The organism is [Clostridium] scindens, assembly GCF_019597925.1.
GTDB lineage: Bacteria > Bacillota > Clostridia > Lachnospirales > Lachnospiraceae > Clostridium_AP.
In genome coordinates, this window is record NZ_CP080442.1 from 1,220,001 (window position 1) to 1,237,150 (window position 17,150).

Annotated in this window: 11 protein-coding genes, 1 tRNA gene and 2 rRNA genes (1 of these 14 only partly in view); 11 read left to right on the forward strand and 3 right to left on the reverse strand. The window is 48.8% G+C overall.

All coding sequences use genetic code 11. The features are described from left to right. From rrf to K0036_RS05875, 6 genes are all read left to right on the forward strand, one after another. Positions 1-113 (forward strand): 5S ribosomal RNA (rrf, locus tag K0036_RS05850) (it extends 5 nt beyond the left edge of the window). 399 nt (positions 114-512) lie between these two features. Beyond that, a 23S ribosomal RNA gene (locus K0036_RS05855) occupies positions 513-3,410 on the forward strand. Between the two features lie 217 nt (positions 3,411-3,627). Beyond that, positions 3,628-4,152: an RNA polymerase sigma factor gene (locus K0036_RS05860; RefSeq protein WP_220430938.1), complete on the forward strand. Its 525-nt coding sequence runs from the start codon at positions 3,628-3,630 to the stop codon at positions 4,150-4,152. Next, entirely contained in the window at positions 4,136-4,747 is a 612-nt protein-coding gene (locus tag K0036_RS05865; protein ID WP_173692910.1) for a hypothetical protein, read from the forward strand. Before K0036_RS05860 ends, K0036_RS05865 begins: the two co-directional genes overlap by 17 nt. A 56-nt stretch (positions 4,748-4,803) precedes the next feature. After that, entirely contained in the window at positions 4,804-7,170 is a 2,367-nt protein-coding gene (locus tag K0036_RS05870) for a transglutaminase domain-containing protein (RefSeq protein ID WP_220430939.1), read from the forward strand. A gap of 24 nt (positions 7,171-7,194) precedes the next feature. Continuing rightward, positions 7,195-8,586, forward strand: coding sequence for a DUF6612 family protein (locus K0036_RS05875; RefSeq protein WP_220430940.1), 1,392 nt, complete (start codon positions 7,195-7,197; stop codon positions 8,584-8,586). 97 nt (positions 8,587-8,683) lie between these two features. Here K0036_RS05875 and coaBC read toward each other — a convergent pair whose 3' ends face one another. Then, a complete protein-coding gene (gene coaBC / locus K0036_RS05880) occupies positions 8,684-9,883 on the reverse strand; it encodes a bifunctional phosphopantothenoylcysteine decarboxylase/phosphopantothenate--cysteine ligase CoaBC (RefSeq protein WP_173692913.1) in 1,200 nt (399 codons plus the stop codon). 458 nt (positions 9,884-10,341) lie between these two features. On the opposite strand from coaBC, the gene K0036_RS19030 reads away from it, so the two are divergent. From K0036_RS19030 to K0036_RS05905, 5 genes are all read left to right on the forward strand, one after another. Next, a complete protein-coding gene (locus tag K0036_RS19030) occupies positions 10,342-11,709 on the forward strand; it encodes a helix-turn-helix domain-containing protein (RefSeq protein ID WP_259283400.1) in 1,368 nt (455 codons plus the stop codon). A gap of 111 nt (positions 11,710-11,820) precedes the next feature. Then, positions 11,821-13,446, forward strand: coding sequence for a hypothetical protein (locus tag K0036_RS05890; protein ID WP_220430941.1), 1,626 nt, complete (start codon positions 11,821-11,823; stop codon positions 13,444-13,446). Between the two features lie 206 nt (positions 13,447-13,652). Then, positions 13,653-14,309: an ECF transporter S component gene (locus K0036_RS05895; RefSeq protein WP_025644454.1), complete on the forward strand. Its 657-nt coding sequence runs from the start codon at positions 13,653-13,655 to the stop codon at positions 14,307-14,309. A 105-nt stretch (positions 14,310-14,414) separates the two neighbouring features. Further along, positions 14,415-14,485: transfer RNA gene (locus K0036_RS05900), tRNA-Trp, on the forward strand. A 143-nt stretch (positions 14,486-14,628) separates the two neighbouring features. Continuing rightward, entirely contained in the window at positions 14,629-14,814 is a 186-nt protein-coding gene (locus K0036_RS05905) for a hypothetical protein (protein WP_025644453.1), read from the forward strand. On the opposite strand, the gene K0036_RS05910 is transcribed toward K0036_RS05905, so the two are convergent. Then, positions 14,803-16,152, reverse strand: a complete 1,350-nt coding sequence (locus K0036_RS05910) for an MATE family efflux transporter (protein ID WP_220430942.1) — start codon at positions 16,150-16,152, stop codon at positions 14,803-14,805. The genes K0036_RS05905 and K0036_RS05910 overlap by 12 nt on opposite strands. Beyond that, positions 16,139-16,999, reverse strand: coding sequence for a helix-turn-helix domain-containing protein (locus K0036_RS05915; protein WP_025644449.1), 861 nt, complete (start codon positions 16,997-16,999; stop codon positions 16,139-16,141). Before K0036_RS05915 ends, K0036_RS05910 begins: the two co-directional genes overlap by 14 nt. Between the last annotated feature and the right edge of the window lie 151 nt (positions 17,000-17,150).

Here is a 17,150-nt window from a genome sequence, read left to right on the forward strand (position 1 = left end):
CGGCGATACGCCCGGGGGCAACACCCGTTCCCATCCCGAACACGATGGTTAAGGCCCGGGCGGCCGATGGTACTTTACTGGAGACGGTACGGGAGAGCAGGTGGCTGCCAGGATTTAAAAAAAGAGAAGGGCAGATGCAGATCCGCTGCAGATGTTCGGGATCAGATAGATACCGGCAGGGACGGGCAACAACCCGCAGGGCCGACCCCATCAGCAGGGCAGTGCTGTTAAGATAGCTGGTCTTACCAGTGATTAGAGGTCAGAAGCGCATTCTGGTTTCTAATGGCTGATAAAGCGTCAGCCGCGCATATGTACCTTGAAAACCGCATACATGGAAATACAAGAATGATCAAGAAGAATATCTAGATCAAGACATCCGAGGTAATCGCGGAAGCGATTATTCATAACAAACCAGATTCGAGGCAACGAATAGAAAAAATGCCGACTGGCCAACGCCGGCAACGCTATGCCGACGTAGGACTTAAGCGCCGCCCGTGCGCCGCTGTCCGCTTGGTCATGCTAGAAAGAGCATATGGTGGATGCCTTGGCACTAAGAGCCGACGAAAGACGCGATAAGCTGCGAAAAGCTTCGGGGAGGGGCAAATACCCTTTGATCCGGAGGTGTCTGAATGGGGAAACCCGCATGAGAAGCCCTCATGCATCCCTGCGCCAATCCATAACGCAGGGAGGGGAACCCGGCGAACTGAAACATCTAAGTAGCCGGAGGAAGAGAAAACAACAAGTGATTCCGTAAGTAGCGGCGAGCGAACACGGAAGAGCCCAAACCGGGGCGCGTGCGCCCCGGGGTTCGGACCGCATAATTGATCCGCGAGAGGTAGCAGAACGGCTTTGGGAAAGCCGGCCAGAGAGGGTGAAAGCCCCGTAAGCGAAACCGGGAGCGGCAAGGCGGGATCCAGAGTACCACGAGACACGAGAAACCTTGTGGGAAGACGCGGGGACCACCCCGCAAGGCTAAATACTCCTTAGTGACCGATAGCGCATAGTACTGTGAAGGAACGGTGAAAAGAACCCCGGGAGGGGAGTGAAAGAGAACCTGAAACCATATGTTTACAAGCTGTGGAAGGGCCTTACGTGCCCAACCGCGTACTTTTTGTAGAACGGTCCGGCGAGTTACGCCGGCTGGCAAGGTTAAGGGCCTTAGGCCCGGAGCCGAAGGGAAACCGAGTCTGAATAGGGCGAGCGAGTCAGCCGGAGTAGACCCGAAACCGGGTGATCTATCCATGTCCAGGTTGAAGTTGCCGTAAAAGGCAATGGAGGACCGAACCCACATCCGTTGAAAAGGGTGGGGATGAGGTGTGGATAGGGGAGAAATTCCAATCGAACCCGGAGATAGCTGGTTCTCCTCGAAATAGCTTTAGGGCTAGCCTCATACGAGTCTTGCGGAGGTAGAGCACTGAATTTCCTAGGGGGCGTCAAAGCTTACCGAAGAATATCAAACTCCGAATGCCGCGTAGATGATGTATGGGAGTCAGACTGCACGAGATAAGTTGGGCAGTCGAAAGGGAAAGAGCCCAGACCTGCGGCTAAGGCCCCAAAATGTGTGTTAAGTGGAAAAGGATGTGGGATTTCGAAGACAACTAGGATGTTGGCTCAGAAGCAGCCATGCATTCAAAGAGTGCGTAATAGCTCACTAGTCGAGAGGTCCCGCGCCGAAAATGTCCGGGGCTGAAACACACTGCCGAAGCCCAGGGATGTACGAGGTACATCGGTAGAGGAGCATTGGATGCGGGAGGAAGCGGCACCGGAAGGAGCCGTGGACCGCATCGAAGAGAGAATGCCGGAATGAGTAGCGAGAGGAAGGTGGGAATCCTTCCGGCCGAATATCCAAGGTTTCCAGAGTAAAGCTGATCTGCTCTGGGTAAGTCGGGGCCTAAGGCGAGGGCGGGAGCCGTAGCCGATGGACAACAGGTTGAGATTCCTGTACCGCGATATGACAGAACTGTGGGGACACGCGTGGAAAGCATAAGCCGGGAATGGAAAGACCGGCGCAAGCGGGGTAGGGGCTGCATAGGCAAATCCGTGCAGCGCAACCCGAAGCCGCGACGCGAACCGAACTACGAGTAGGGAAGTATGCGAGCCATGCGTCAAGAAAAGCCGCTATCGCTCATATCGCGCCCGTACCGCAAACCGACACAGGTAGATGAGGAGAGAATCCTAAGGCCGACGGGAGAAGCATTGTCAAGGAACTCGGCAAAATGACTCCGTAACTTCGGGAGAAGGAGTGCCATAGAGATATGGCCGCAGAGAATTGGCCCAAGCAACTGTTTAGCAAAAACACAGGTCTATGCGAAGCCGCAAGGCGAGGTATATGGGCTGACGCCTGCCCGGTGCTGGAAGGTTAAGGGGAGAGGTTAGGAGCGATCCGAAGCCTTGAACTTAAGCCCCAGTAAACGGCGGCCGTAACTATAACGGTCCTAAGGTAGCGAAATTCCTTGTCGGGTAAGTTCCGACCCGCACGAAAGGCGTAATGATTTGGGCACTGTCTCGACAATGCACCCGGTGAAATTGAAGTACCAGTGAAGATGCTGGTTACCCGCGCCAGGACGGAAAGACCCCATGGAGCTTTACTCCAGCTTGATACTGGGATCCGGTATTGCATGTACAGGATAGGTGGGAGGCTAGGAAGCGATGACGCCAGTCGTCGCGGAGCCGCTGTTGGGATACCACCCTTGCAGTGCTGGGTTTCTAACCAGCAGCCGTGAACCGGCTGGGGGACAATGTCAGGCGGGGAGTTTGACTGGGGCGGTCGCCTCCGAAAGGGTATCGGAGGCGCTCAAAGGTCCTCTCAGAATGGTCGGAAACCATTCGCAGAGCGCAAAGGCAGAAGAGGGCTTGACTGCGACACCGACGGGTGGAGCAGGTACGAAAGTAGGACTTAGTGATCCGGTGGTATAAAGTGGGATTGCCATCGCTCAACGGATAAAAGCTACCCTGGGGATAACAGGCTTATCACTCCCAAGAGTTCACATCGACGGAGTGGTTTGGCACCTCGATGTCGGCTCATCGCATCCTGGGGCTGAAGTAGGTCCCAAGGGTTGGGCTGTTCGCCCATTAAAGCGGTACGCGAGCTGGGTTCAGAACGTCGTGAGACAGTTCGGTCCCTATCCGGCGCGGGCGCAGGATATTTGAGAGGAGCTGTCCTTAGTACGAGAGGACCGGGATGGACTGGCCGCTGGTGGATCTGTTGCGCCTCCAGGCGCATGGCAGAGTAGCCAAGCCGGGACGGGATAAACGCTGAAGGCATCTAAGCGTGAAGCCCCCCTCGAGATGAGATATCCCTGGCGACAAGCCAGTAAGACCCCTTGAAGACGACGAGGTGGATAGGATAGAGGTGGAAGTGCAGCAATGCATGGAGCTGACTATTACTAATCGGTCGAGGGCATGACCAGAGAGGCCGGAAGGCGAGGAGGCCCGGGTCTGGGGCGTTGGATGGAAGTATTTCCCGTATGCGGTTTTGAAGGTATATATGAAAAGTCCAGGAATTAATTTCCTGGACTTTTTTGCTATTTAAAATCTTTTTCATAATGAAAAGTGGAAGTTTTTGTCCAATTGATATAGAAATGGTATAATACTTGTAACTATTTGGGGGATTGAAAGGTATTACATATGAAGAAAAAGAATGAGAACGGGGATATACGCCTGATTGATGCCAATAAAGCGCTGGATGACTACAGCGATATGGTGTATCGGATCGCGCTGCTTCATATGAAGAATAAGAGCGACGCGGAGGATATATTTCAAGAAGTATTTCTAAGGCTGGTCAGATATGCTGACAGGATAAAAGAAGAGGAACATCTGAAGCACTGGCTGATCAGGGTGACGATTAACTGCTGCAAGAAGCAGTTTGATAATGCGTATAGAAAGAGGACGGTTCCATTAGAGGCTGATGGCAGGAAGGAACCGTCTTATGAGATGCCTGAGCGGGATGATAGCATCTGGGAAGCTGTGAGACAGCTTCCGGATAACTACAGCAGCGTCATCCATCTGTTCTACTACGAACAGTATTCAATAAAAGAGATAGGGCAGATTATGGAATTATCTGACACCGCAGTTAAGACGAGGCTGTCCCGCGCAAGGGATATGCTGCGTGACTATTTGGAAGGAGGGCAAGGCTGTGCAGGATCACGATAAGGATTATGACAACTTTGAGAAAAGATATAAAGATGAAGTCAGCCAGATTCGTGCTCCCAGGGATTTGGTTGAGCGAACCAGGACTGCAATGCAGGCAGAGGCTTCGACATTTTGCAGGAACGAGAAAGAGCCAGATCAAATGGCTGAAGATCAGAACAGGAAAAAGAAACAGTACATGCGCAGATGGATCCCTGCCATAGCAGCCGCCTGCATATGCATTGTCATACTGGGCGTATATGGAGGCTATCGGTATTACGCTGGAAATCATATCAATGTAGGAGACATCGTATTAAGCCAGTCTGATGACAATGGATGGGAAATAGGAGTAGAACTTGGCAGGATAGATCCGAAGCAGGAGGAAGACTCGCCAGTGCAGATCGTGTCCGGGAACGAAAGAAGTATTGCGCCGAAACAGTTGTGGGAGATTAAGCCAAGCATGATAGAAGGACAGGAGGTATATATAGGCACGGATCAGAATAAAGGAACTTATTATGCAGCCTGGGAAAAAGAAGGGACTTATTATTACGCATCCTCCAATTCTACGAAGGAAGAAAAATTTCTGGATTATTTGAAAAAAAATATAAAAAAACTGTAACCTTAGCGGTCTATGCAAGGTATTCATAATAGAAACCATACAATGGAGGGTGATACATGAAAGAGAAAAGACGAAGACAGGCTGTCAGCCTTTTCCTGGTATTGGCGATACTGATGACGGGCTGCCAGGGAAAGCAGCAGGCACAAGATAGCCAAGAACGCAGCGGAGAGAAGATCGAGGCCGGGAAACTTGCCCAAAGTGTCCGTGATAAATATGCGGATGAAGAAAAATATGAGTACGGCGAGCCGATTACGGATATCGCAAGAGATGAGCATCTGAAGATTCAGATGGGATTTGACATCATGAATGCAGGATTTGACCAGTATACTCAGATCGTCCAGGTATTTCAGAATGCGGAACTTACCCAGAGCGTTGGAACCGGATTTGAGTGGGATGAAGAAAAGCAGGTGATATCCATCACCCCTCCGAAGTGGAGCGCAGGCGGTATCAGCAATGCGGAACTGGACAAGGATGTGCCGGGAAATAAATCTACTTCAACGGAACTGTTTGATAAAGGCGAATCAAAGGATTGGGGCAACCTCCCTCAGTACTATTTGGTGCAGTATGTAGACCTTGAGACAGGAGAAGTTCTGGCGAAGCCGATCGTTACAATTGTTACTGTAGACCATGAGGTGAAAAAGGCACCAAAAGTGTCGCTGCGGATCAGCGAGGACGGGCTGCCTGAATTCTCCTGGAAGAAGGTGCCGGGAGCGGATACCTATTATATTATGGAGATGAATTATTCTAAGGAGTCCGGATTCAGCGGCGCGGGATGGGTACAGGGACATACAAAGAAGACAAAGTGGAAGCCCGAATCAGCGACACATCTGGTGACCTTTACTGTCTCCGAAGCCCAACGTATCGAGGAATACAATATTGAAAAGTATGGAGAGGGCACAGACCCGATTCCAAAAGACGGAGTCTACGAAACATACTATTGCGTGATCGCTGCTTCCGAAGATGGCACATCCGCGATCAGCAATACATTTAATGAAAAAGAGATCGTAAGGCGCGTCCCCTATTCAGAAGAAGTAGGGATCAGCAGGGAAAAAGAAGGATCAAACTATGCGGATGGATTTGCGAATATGCCGTCATATAAGTGGGTGACCATGTGTGATGGTACCTTGGTACAGAAAATGATCAATTATGATTTCCAGGAAGCGGAAAAGGTAGTGGAGACTTGGGGAGAATATGAGAAAGAAGATATGTCCGATCTCCATAACGTGGAAGTAGACGTCGTAAGGGTTCCTTATGTAATAGAGGGAACCGGATTCACCGGAATCGTGAAGGTCCAGAACTTTAACAGCGAGACCTGGGAAAAGGATTTGAAAGAAATAGAAAAGCGGCAGGAGCAGCTGCGAAACCGGGCAGGAGCCAGGGATATCGAGATTGAGGAAGCACAGACAGAGGACGAGGCTGGAGGGGATAGTCAGAACGTCTATGAGACGGATTATAAGATTACAGCCAACAGCGCGTTAAGCGAATATCTTGCAGCCAATATGCTGACGGGCGCTTCGATGATAGACTTAAGCGACTTCCCGGAGAGCGCGGATCAGCAGTATCTATCCGATGCCTGGATGGAGGCGGTCTACCAGAACCCACTGATTCTTGGAGTCAAGAGCGCAGGCATCGCTGATGGCGGAAAGACGCTTATGGTACAGTACGATACGGACCCGGCGGCAATGGAAGAAAAGCAGAAAGAAATTGCAGAAGAGGTAAAAAGGGTCACAGGAGAGATCATTACGGACGATATGTCCGAACTGGACAAGGAACTGGCGATCAACCAATATCTCTGCGATACGGCTGAATATGATATGGATGCTCTTGATAATGCCGAGAAGAATAATTTTGAAACGGTAGATGAGCAGTTTAATGATTCTTTCACCCCATATGGCGTACTACTGAATAAGTCAGGCGTGTGCGCAAGCTATGCGGGGGCTTTTAAACTTCTGGCAGATGAGGCGGGATTAGAGAGTATCGTAGTGACAGGCAATCTGGAGGGAGAACTTCCTCATGCCTGGAATAAGATAAAGATTGACGGAGAATGGCAGATCGTTGACAGCACGAATAATGACAATGAGCTTATCTTTAACGCGCTGCTGAATCTTCCGGATAAGGCGGCTGGCAAGGTGCTGGTAGAGGATGACAGATATGTGCTGGATACCAGGATAGCACATTACCAGGCGCCGACAGATAAGATGGAGTATTACCGGCTTCAGAATAAATATTTCCAAAAAGACCAGATAGCAGATTCGCTTACGGCAGAACTAAAGAAAGGCAATGCGGCCGTACTTCGTACAGATTACGATCTGAATGACCAGCAGTTCAATGATATTGCCATGAAGGTGCTTGAGGAATACGGGAATGATGATCTTGCCGGATACTACTGGATGGGAGTCATATATCTGACGGACCAGGAATAATAAAAACTCACGGAGGGAAAAGAGATGAAGAAAAAGTTAACAGCAACAGTTACAGCAGCTTTGATTCTAACAGTCGCAGTAAGCGCGGCCGGCTGCGGAAAAAAGGCTACGCCAGAGAACCTTTTGACAGACTTGAACAAAAATATTAAGAAAGTAGAGTCTGTTTCTGGGAATATGAAGATGACGGCATCCATGGGAGATGACACGGGTTCTGCCGGCATGTCCATGGATGTGGATATGGAGTCAACCAGGAAGCCGGCGGCCACCCATATGGATGGAGAATTTTCCATCAAATATAATGGCTCAGATATCAATACGACGATCGAGGCATATGCGCTGATAGAAGACGATGAAGTGGTTACTTACACGAATACGAATGAAGCATGGTCAAAAAGCACTTCGGATGACGTAGAGGATGCGCTGGACATCAATGCATTTGAAAATCTTACCAAGACCCACGAGTCGTTTAAAAAGAAAGAAGATCTGGTAAAGGTAAATGATAAGGAATGCTTTGAACTGACCGGGAAAATTGGAGGAAAATACCTGGAAGGAATCATGGATGAAGATATGGTGAATTCTTTTGGCTCTTCCGGAGATATCCTGGATGAAGAAAAAATGGAAAAAGCCAAGATTCCATGTACCATAGACATTTACAAGGACAGTATTCTTCCTGCGAAGATCCATATTGATCTGAAAGATCTCGTACAGAAGTCTTATGCCGATAGCTACCAGAATCTTGAAGTAGAAGATTACTTTGTGGAAATCACATATTTTGAATATGATAACATAAAGGAGATCAAGGTTCCAAAGGAGGCATTGGAAGCGACCAAAGGAAGCGATACGGATAAAGACGATCAGGATGACGATAAATCTGCTAAGAGTAAGAAGGCTACCCCGGCAAAGCAGAGCAGCGAGCTGAAGGATAACTGGGACAGTTATACGGTTCAGATAAATGACAAGGTTCTAACGCTGCCATGTGAGATTAAGGATCTGGAAGCAGCAGGACTTGCCCTGGATACGGAGGATACGGCTGAGGATTATGTCGTGAATGCGGGCGAGTACGAGTTTGTCTTTTTTAAGAACGACTCGGGCGCATCCGTGATGATAGACATGATCAACCAGACAGACAGTCCTTGCAAAATTACCGAATGCATGGTAGGAGGGATCACGGTAAATGAATATGATCTGGAGGATGGAACTTTGTCCGTGATCTTCCCGGGAGGAATCCAGATTGGAGGCGCTAAGGCAGATGTTCTGTCAAAATATGGCGAGACGCAAGACGTATATTCCGATGAGAATTTCCAGATGTACACTTGGAAAGATGCTGATCCGGAGAAATATTATAACAGTTGTATGATAGAATTTGATGCGCCGACTGAAACCATATATGAGATGCAGATGCAGTGCTATGAGTAGGCACTGCCAGCAAGAACAAGACTGAATAAGAGAGAATAAGAGCGAATAAGGAGCACGCGGCAAGATTTCCGCGTGCTCCTTATTCGCTATCCGTTATCTAAGATTCCTGCCTGAGTTCTAAGATATGATTGACAAGCAGCGTGGCAACATCATCCTTGCTCATCAGTTCCAGTTCTGTTACAGAACCCGGAGTGATCATGGTGACAATATTGGTGTCGGCCTCAAATCCGGCTCCCTTCACCTTTAGATTATTGGCGATGATCATATCCAGATTCTTTTTCACCAGTTTCTTCTTGGAATTCTCCAGCATATTCTCGGTTTCCATAGAGAATCCGCAGAGGAACTGGCCGGGCTTTTTGTTATCGCCCAGGAATTTCAGAATATCGTCCGTGCGCTCCAGCGGGATGCTAAGTTCGGCATCCGATTTCTTGACCTTTTCATCTGCAACCTGGGATGGACGATAATCGGCAACAGCAGCAGCCTTGATGATAATATCCATATCCCGGCTTCTGGAAGTGACGGCTTCGAACATGTCTCTGGCAGAAATGACAGGAACCACATCGACGAACATCGGCGGATCTATAGCGGTTTTGCCGGTTACCAGCGTAACCTGGGCTCCCCTTAGCATACAGTCCCTCGCGATACTGTATCCCATCTTTCCCGAAGAGTGGTTGGTAATGTACCTGACAGGATCGATGGCTTCCTGGGTAGGCCCGGCGGTAACGAGAACCTTTAAGCCCAGCATGTCTTTGGGACAGGCGCAGCATCTGTAAATGTGCTGGAGGATGGTTTCAGGCTCCGGCATCTTCCCTGCTCCGGTATCTCCGCATGCCAGCCTTCCGCTGGCAGGATCTATGATTTCCATACCGTACTTTCTCAACGCCTCCAGGTTGTTCTGGGTTACCGCATTCTCATACATTGCCGTATTCATCGCCGGCACGATGATCTTAGGACATTTGCAGGCCAGGAAGGTAGTTGTCAGCATGTCATCAGCCATACCATGGGCAATCTTGGCAATCACATTGGCAGTTGCCGGGGCGATTACGAAAGCGTCCGCCTTCTGGGCAAGAGCAACATGCTCAACCTGGAATTCAAAATTCCTGTCAAATGTATCGATTACGCAGCGGTTGCCAGTGAGCGTCTCAAAGGTAATCGGCGTAATAAAGTTTGTAGCATGCTCGGTCATAAGCACATGGACCTCGGCTTGGGATTTGACCAGCATGCTGGCCAGGCTGGCGCTTTTATATGCTGCAATTCCTCCGGTAACGCCCAAGAGGATCGTTTTTCCTTTTAACATAGTAAGATTTCCTTTCTGTAGTAGTTTTCATATTACTATAACTATAACCTGTTTTGGGACGTGTTGCAAGAAGTCCTGTGTGAAAAGGGTGCTCCATCATCAGTTCAGGCGTTCGCTGCCTAATAATATTCTTATGGACATGGAGCATAGAATAGAGTAAAATATGAAACAAAAACAACGGTAGCCATGACAACGCCAGACTTCCTTCCGTATCTGGCTCAATCTCAATTGGGAAACGCCCCGGATTGTCCGGGAAAGGAAAAGGATATGGGTATTGATATGGGCCCGCATAAAGGGCAGGTGCCGGATTCGGCCATCTTCAATAAAAGACGATACGTTAGGGCGGGGAATTTTACAGCGAAAATCAAGGAAGATCGCTGGATAGCTGATTTGCCCGGCAGGCCTCTTCTGCACCCTCGTATTTCTTCGCTGCCAAGTCAGGAATGTGGGGGTGAACTATGAGAGAGTATGAAATCCTTATGCTGCTGCGGGAAGCATACCGCTTTATTGGGCGTGAAAACAGAAGGGGATATCAGCGTTGCATGGAGCAGGCTAAGGCTGCTATCGATGCTATGCCAAAGAGTCGTGCGCTCCGGGGCGAATGGCTGCTTATATCCGCGATTTCCTGTCCTTCGGATTTAGACCGTCTCTGCGTCCTCTTCCGGGAAGCAGCAGAGCTGATGGAAGGACATTCCCGCGTTCTGCCGCATTGCGCGCCGCTGTATGATGACTATGGCGCGTTTGCTGTCTGCAATAAACAGCCTGGTCATGCTGAGGAAAATATAGAGAAACTGGCTGAGGCAGTTCGGCTGTTCTATGGTTTGACGGGCGGCGCAATGGCAACAGACGTGTGTTATCGCGCCCAGGTCGCTTATTATCAAGGCAAGATAGCCGAGGCCCGGACGCTGGCAAAGGAAGCGTTCGAACTGTCACAACAGCAGGGACTTGTGGCGTTATGGGCCGCCTACATACTGGCCGACCTCGCAAAGCACCAGCTGGACAGCAGATTGTGGAGTTTTGCCTATGGGTATATAAACGCCGTGGCAAAAGGGATACGCAAGGCTGATCGCTGCAGTAGAGAGCAGGCGCTGATGTTTTCCTGTCTGCTGGATATGTCGCTGGGGCTTTTGCACAGCGTCCCGGACTGGGTAAAGGCTGGTGACTTTGGAATCATATCCACTTCATGGGGCTACGAACTTGTCGAGGACAAGGTCCTTCGCGGAACCCTCGTCCCGGCCCTGGTGGCCCGGCTGGAATATTACTGTTACTGCGCCCAGCCAGTGAAGGCGCTGAACATTGCCGATACAATACAAAAGGTATACGGCATGGGAAACGTTGAACTGGACGCTTACCTAGAGTTTTTCCGGGCAGGCAGTTATGCTTACATGGGCGATGCCGATCGGGTGCGTAAAGCCCTGATGCGGGCAGTAGAACTTCTTGCTCCGGACGGCCTGTGGCTGATTGCCGCTGAATTTGAACCATCCTTTGGAGAACTTCTTCATGAAGTCGCCAATCGGGTAGACCGGGAAGGAGCAATCCAAATTCGGAAGATCGGCGCGGGTTTCTGGGAAAAGCTTGCGCCGCTTCGGGAAGAACTTCTGCTTAAAACTTCCGTCGGATTGACAAAGCGGGAGCGGGAAGTCGCCGCGCTGCTGGTAGAGGGAAGAACCAACAGTGAGATCGCCGCAGCATTGTCCATCAGCGAGCGAACAGTGAAGGGCCATCTGACTAATATTTTCAGGAAGTACAATATTTCGCGGCGTACCCAGGTGGCGAGGGCCATGGAACAGGACGGAAAAATAGAACTGGCTGCCTGGATCACTTGAGTTTTTGTAAAAATCAATACCTTTGTACGGTATGTAAAATTAAAATCTATGTTAAACTTATAGGGTAGAATGTGGATTTTAATCTGTATAGAAAAGGAAAGGTACAAGCAAATGATAAAGAATACAAAGAAAAAACTGCTGACAATAGTGGTGTGCCTATTCGCAGTTTTGTCTGCAATGCTGCCTTTAAAGGCCTCTGCGCTGAACATGGAGGAAGGAACTCCGGAGCTAATAATAAATACGCATACCGTAAGTTTTGCGGGAACCGAATGGTGGGTCGTAGGAACGAAGACGCTCGGGGGCGTCCATGTGCAAGAGGACTGCATTACTCTTTTAGAAAAGAATGGTCCCTTTGGCAATACGGCATTCCGTACAGGGGCTGATACGCAGAATCAGCCGGACTGGAAAGAGTTTGTCTATGACGGATCATTCTATAATGGATGGTACTATGAGGGTGACTTTACAGATCCTAATGATTATGCGGACAGCACCTTGCAGCGCAGTATAGAAAAGATGGCAAATCAGTATCCATCTTCCAAAGAACAAACGTTGATTAAGCCCAGGACAGAATTATCTGAAGGCATCAATGATCAGAAAATGTGGGCTTTGTCCTATGATGAGTTTTTATATTTTAGTGGTACAGATGCGGCACCCTATAAAAAATCATGGTGGCTTCGGTCGCCGGGGCGCGGCATACCGAGCGCTGGCCCCGTGTTTGCTACTACGGTAGCCCCGACGGGAGACTCTATCAACTATACGAACGTAGATTTTGATGGACACCATGGGATACGCCCGGCACTCAATATGGACTGTTCCACTGTTCAATATACGGCTGACAGCCTTGCTAAGGCAGCGGTTACAGTCAGCGATGGCTTTATCCCTACATCGGAAATAGGTGCTTCAGGAAATGCGCTGAAATTTACTATGCAAGACAGTTCGCTGCGATTAAGTATGAATGCCACTGATGCGCAAAAAACACAGAGCGGCTCGACGCTGCAGTTCCCTTATTCCAGAGCGACCACAGGCGAGCACCAGTACATTTCCTGCGTACTGACGGATAATACAGGGGTAAAATATTATGCCAGGCTGGCGGACACTGCACAGAGCGAAGAGGGTTCTCTGGCAATTCCTCTTTCAGGAGTGGCCGATGGGACATACACATTAAAGATTTTTTCAGAGCAGGTCAATGATGCTAATTACACAGATTTCTCGGGTACGCCGACCACGATGACCTTAAAGGTGAATCAGGGAGAAGGTACAGTGAGTGATTTTAAAACAGAGCATATGCATTCTTGGAGCAAGGACTGGAGCTCGGATGATAAATACCATTGGCACGACTGCGATGAAGCGGCATGCCCCATTACTGATAACAGCGAGAAGGAAGGATATGCAGAACATACATGGCAGGACAGATCCGATGCGGACAAGCATTGGCAGGAATGCAGCGTATGCGGAAAGAAGCGCGATGAGGGCGTGCACAGTTATGGCGATTGGCAGACCATTAAGGAGGCGACTGCAGTCGAGGCAGGAAGCAGAGAAAGAGTCTGCTCGGTATGTGGCTATAAGGAGACGGAGCCGATTCCGAAAATTGTAACGCCAGCAAAGCCTACTGTAGAAAACAAGGCGCCAGAGACGGGAGATGATAGCTTGATGTGGGTTTGGGCCGCTCTTTTTGCGGCAGGCGGATTGTCTGTTTCCATTCTTTGGATCAGGAGAAGAAAATACAGTAAATTTTAATCCATAAAGAACCAGTATTTTACCGGGCTCGATGAAACGGGTCCGGTTTATTTTTTTACAAATTGAGAATGGCAATATAACTTTGAGCCTTATATTGCCTGGCATATATGGAAAAGAGTTGCTTAATATTAGGCTGGGTGTTATAATTACAGCGTAATTGTATTGTATCCTGCACAGCAGGAATGATAACAAGGAGGAATTGAATAATGAAGACAAAGAAACACGACACACGTTGGATGGTCAGTGTTGCACTTATGGCAGCCATTGTCATCGTGCTGGCGAACACGCCGCTGGGGATGATTCAACTGCCGATTATTAAGGCGACAACTGTACACATTCCGGTAATTATCGGAGCGATTCTGTTAGGCCCATCAGCGGGAGCAATCCTGGGCGCCGTATTTGGCGTATGCTCATTGATCAGCAATACGATGGCGCCAACGCTTTTATCCTTTGCATTCTCACCATTCATGAGTACTACAGGGATACCGGGAGCATTAAAGGCAATCTGGATTTCAGTAGGATGCAGGATTTTGATTGGAGTAGTGGCAGGATGGCTATGGATTTTACTGAGCAAGTTAAAGGTAAGCCAGGTGATAGCGCTTCCAATCGTAGGATTCATCGGGTCAATGGTGAATACGGTGGCGGTTATGGGAAGCATCTACCTGTTATTCGCCCAGCAGTATGCGCAGGCCAGGGAAGTAGGCGTGACCGCGGTGTGGGGCCTGATTATGGGAACGGTGACTGCATCGGGAATACCAGAGGCAATTGCGGCAGCAGTGCTGGTACTGGCGTTAGGCAAAGTACTGATTCAGGTATTTAAGAAGATGAACATTGGAATGATGAGCACTCAGCTAGCAAAGTAAGAAGTTAAGATAAAAAAATTAAGTGCCAGAGCAATCTGGCACTTGACAATTATATAGTAAATATGGTATAAATATCTAGTGCGACAGATAATGCCGCAGATATATAGGGGATTGGTCAAGTGGTATGATAGGGGTCTCCAAAACCTTTGGCGGGGGTTCGATTCCCTCATCCCCTGGTTCAAAAAAAGAAGCACCGGAAACTTTGCTTACAGCAAGGATTCCGGTGCTTCTTCGATTTTGCAGAAATAAACCTGCAGGGAATGGTTATTCTATCTTTAGGTGACAGTTGAAGGGAAGAATCAGAAAGGCAGGAATACGAATGTCATATTACAGTTATCACGGGATGGCAAAGAAGCTTATCAAAGAGGGGCATTTGATCAAGTATGAGATCGTTGAAGACTGGAACGGAATCAGGCCGGCACTGGTACTGTATTTTGACAATCACAGGCCAATGCCGGTAAGAGCCGGAAGATGGGATGAATATTGGGAGATGCTATCCTCCTAAGGAATATTTTTCTCGGCAGGAATGAAGAAAGTATGCGGACACTCCAAAGGTAAGCAGTTCGGCAACGGGAACCGCCAGCCACACGCCATTTACTCCGATGAGCGCAGGAAGGATGAGCAGGCATAGCATGATCAATCCAAAGGTTCTGAAAAAAGAGATCAGGGCTGATATCCTGCCATTGGATAAAGCAGTAAATGTGGCAGAGGAAAAGATATTCATGCCGGAGAACAGGAAACTGAAGGAAAAGAGTACGAATCCGGGCGCAGCAATGTCATATACCAGAGTTTCCGAACCAGCGAAAAGATGTACCAGCTTTGGGCCAAAAAGCAGAGAGGAAAGGAATATGCAGGCAGAGCTGACAGCGATGAATCTCAGGCAGATCCTACAGATATTCTTTAGCCGCAGGAGGTTTCCGGCACCATAGTTGAAGCTGATGACTGGCGCGACGCCCATGGAAAATCCAATATAAAGAGTGGTCAGCAGGAACTGGGCATATATAATGATCGTTATGGCGGCAACTCCATTTTCACCCAGCATCTTCAGCATGGCGCGGTTGAAGAAAAAAGTGGTGACTGCGGAGGAGATCTGGCTGACCATTTCGGAAGAGCCGTTGGCACAGCTTTTGGCCAGAACCGAGAGGCGAAGGGATGGCATTACAAAGGATAAGGTGCCATTTTTGCCGCTGAAAAACAGAATTCCGATGCTTGCCGGGATCACATAACCAATTCCTGTTCCCAGTGCGGCGCCCATGACGCCCATACCCAGGACTGCCATAAAAAGATAGTCTAAAATGATGTTGATAATACCTGCGCCGACAGATAGAGACAGGCCAAGCGAGGGTCTTCCGGCTGTGACGGTCAGATTCTGGAACAAGGTCTGCAGCATGCTTGCTGGGGCAAATAATAGCAGAATCCGTAGATAATCTTTACAGTAAGGGAACAGCATGTCGGTGGCTCCCAGCCCCCATATGATATGGTCCAAAAAGAAAAGGCCTGTGACGGCGACCAGAATTCCCAGGAACGCGCCAAACAATACGATCAAAGTAAAGTCCTGCTTTGCCTGCCTCTCCTGGCCTTCGCCCATCCTGCGGGCGATAATGGCGCTGCCGCCAGTTGCTGTCATTGTCCCCAGGCCTACCATGATATTAATGACAGGGCAGACGATGTTGACGGCTGAGAGCGCATTTGTGTTTACAAGTCTGGATATGAAGATCGTATCAGTCATGGTGTACAGTCCCATGAAGAGCATGGTGGCGATTGTGGGAAAGGCGAAGCGAAGCAGGGGAATCAGCGTAAAATCCTGCGCCAGAGGATTTCCAGGCGTTCTAGGGCGCGTCATCGGTATTGCCTCCTGCCTCTTTCGCAAGTATAAGCCTCTGCGTAGGATAGCCGAATTCTGTCAGTAGTTCTGCTTCTGCAAATCCCAGATTCAGATAGGCATCCCGGTAGCCAGTGTCCGCCTTGTCCCCTTCGCGGAAAGTGGTGATAGAGATGCTTCGGTCAGCCAGAAGCTCATTCATAAGCTTATCAAGGAACAGCCGGGCAATATTGGAGTTCCGATAAAGAGGATGAACTCCAAAAAAATCAATGCTGCCCGTGTTATGGCTTATGGTCATTACCGCAACAGCGATTCCTTCGCTTTTTAAGATCAGCGCCTGCTTTTTGCGGATATATTCTTTTAGAGTCATAAGATATTCGGATTCGTTCAGATGGGGGAATCCGTCTACGACCAGATGGACCAAGTCCATCCATACAGGGATATCTTCCGCTGTGGCAAAGGAAATATTCTCTTTTGCATCCATCATCGTATGGTTCTGAGGCGACCCTGCCTTCAAATCAAACTTTAACTGCAAGGGATAGAACTCTTCATCTGACCGGTATTCGTTGGGCGATTTTTTATACATCTGCCGGAAGATATTCGTAAAAGCCTGCTGGCTCTCATATCCGGAGATTAAGGCAATCTCCAGTATAGGCCTGTCAGAGAAAACAAGCAGTTTGGCGGCTTCTGTCAATTGCCTGCGCTGGACATAATCGTGGATGGAGAGTCCCACGGTATCGGAGAATATCCGGTGCAGATGGTATTTTGAATATCCAACCGATTTGGCGATAGAAGATAAGGTCAATTTCTCGCTCAAATGTTCTTCTATATAATTGATGACTGATATAATGTTTTCTACTTTGTTCATCTTTTCAAACCTCCTTACTAGTAAGATTATAGACAATTATTCAGCAGGTGTTTTAATAGATGTTGCGGTTTTTCCTATATAAATATTGAAAAAGAGTAATATTCTTCCATGCTTGTCTATATAATAATACTACATAGCCGCGATAAGGAAA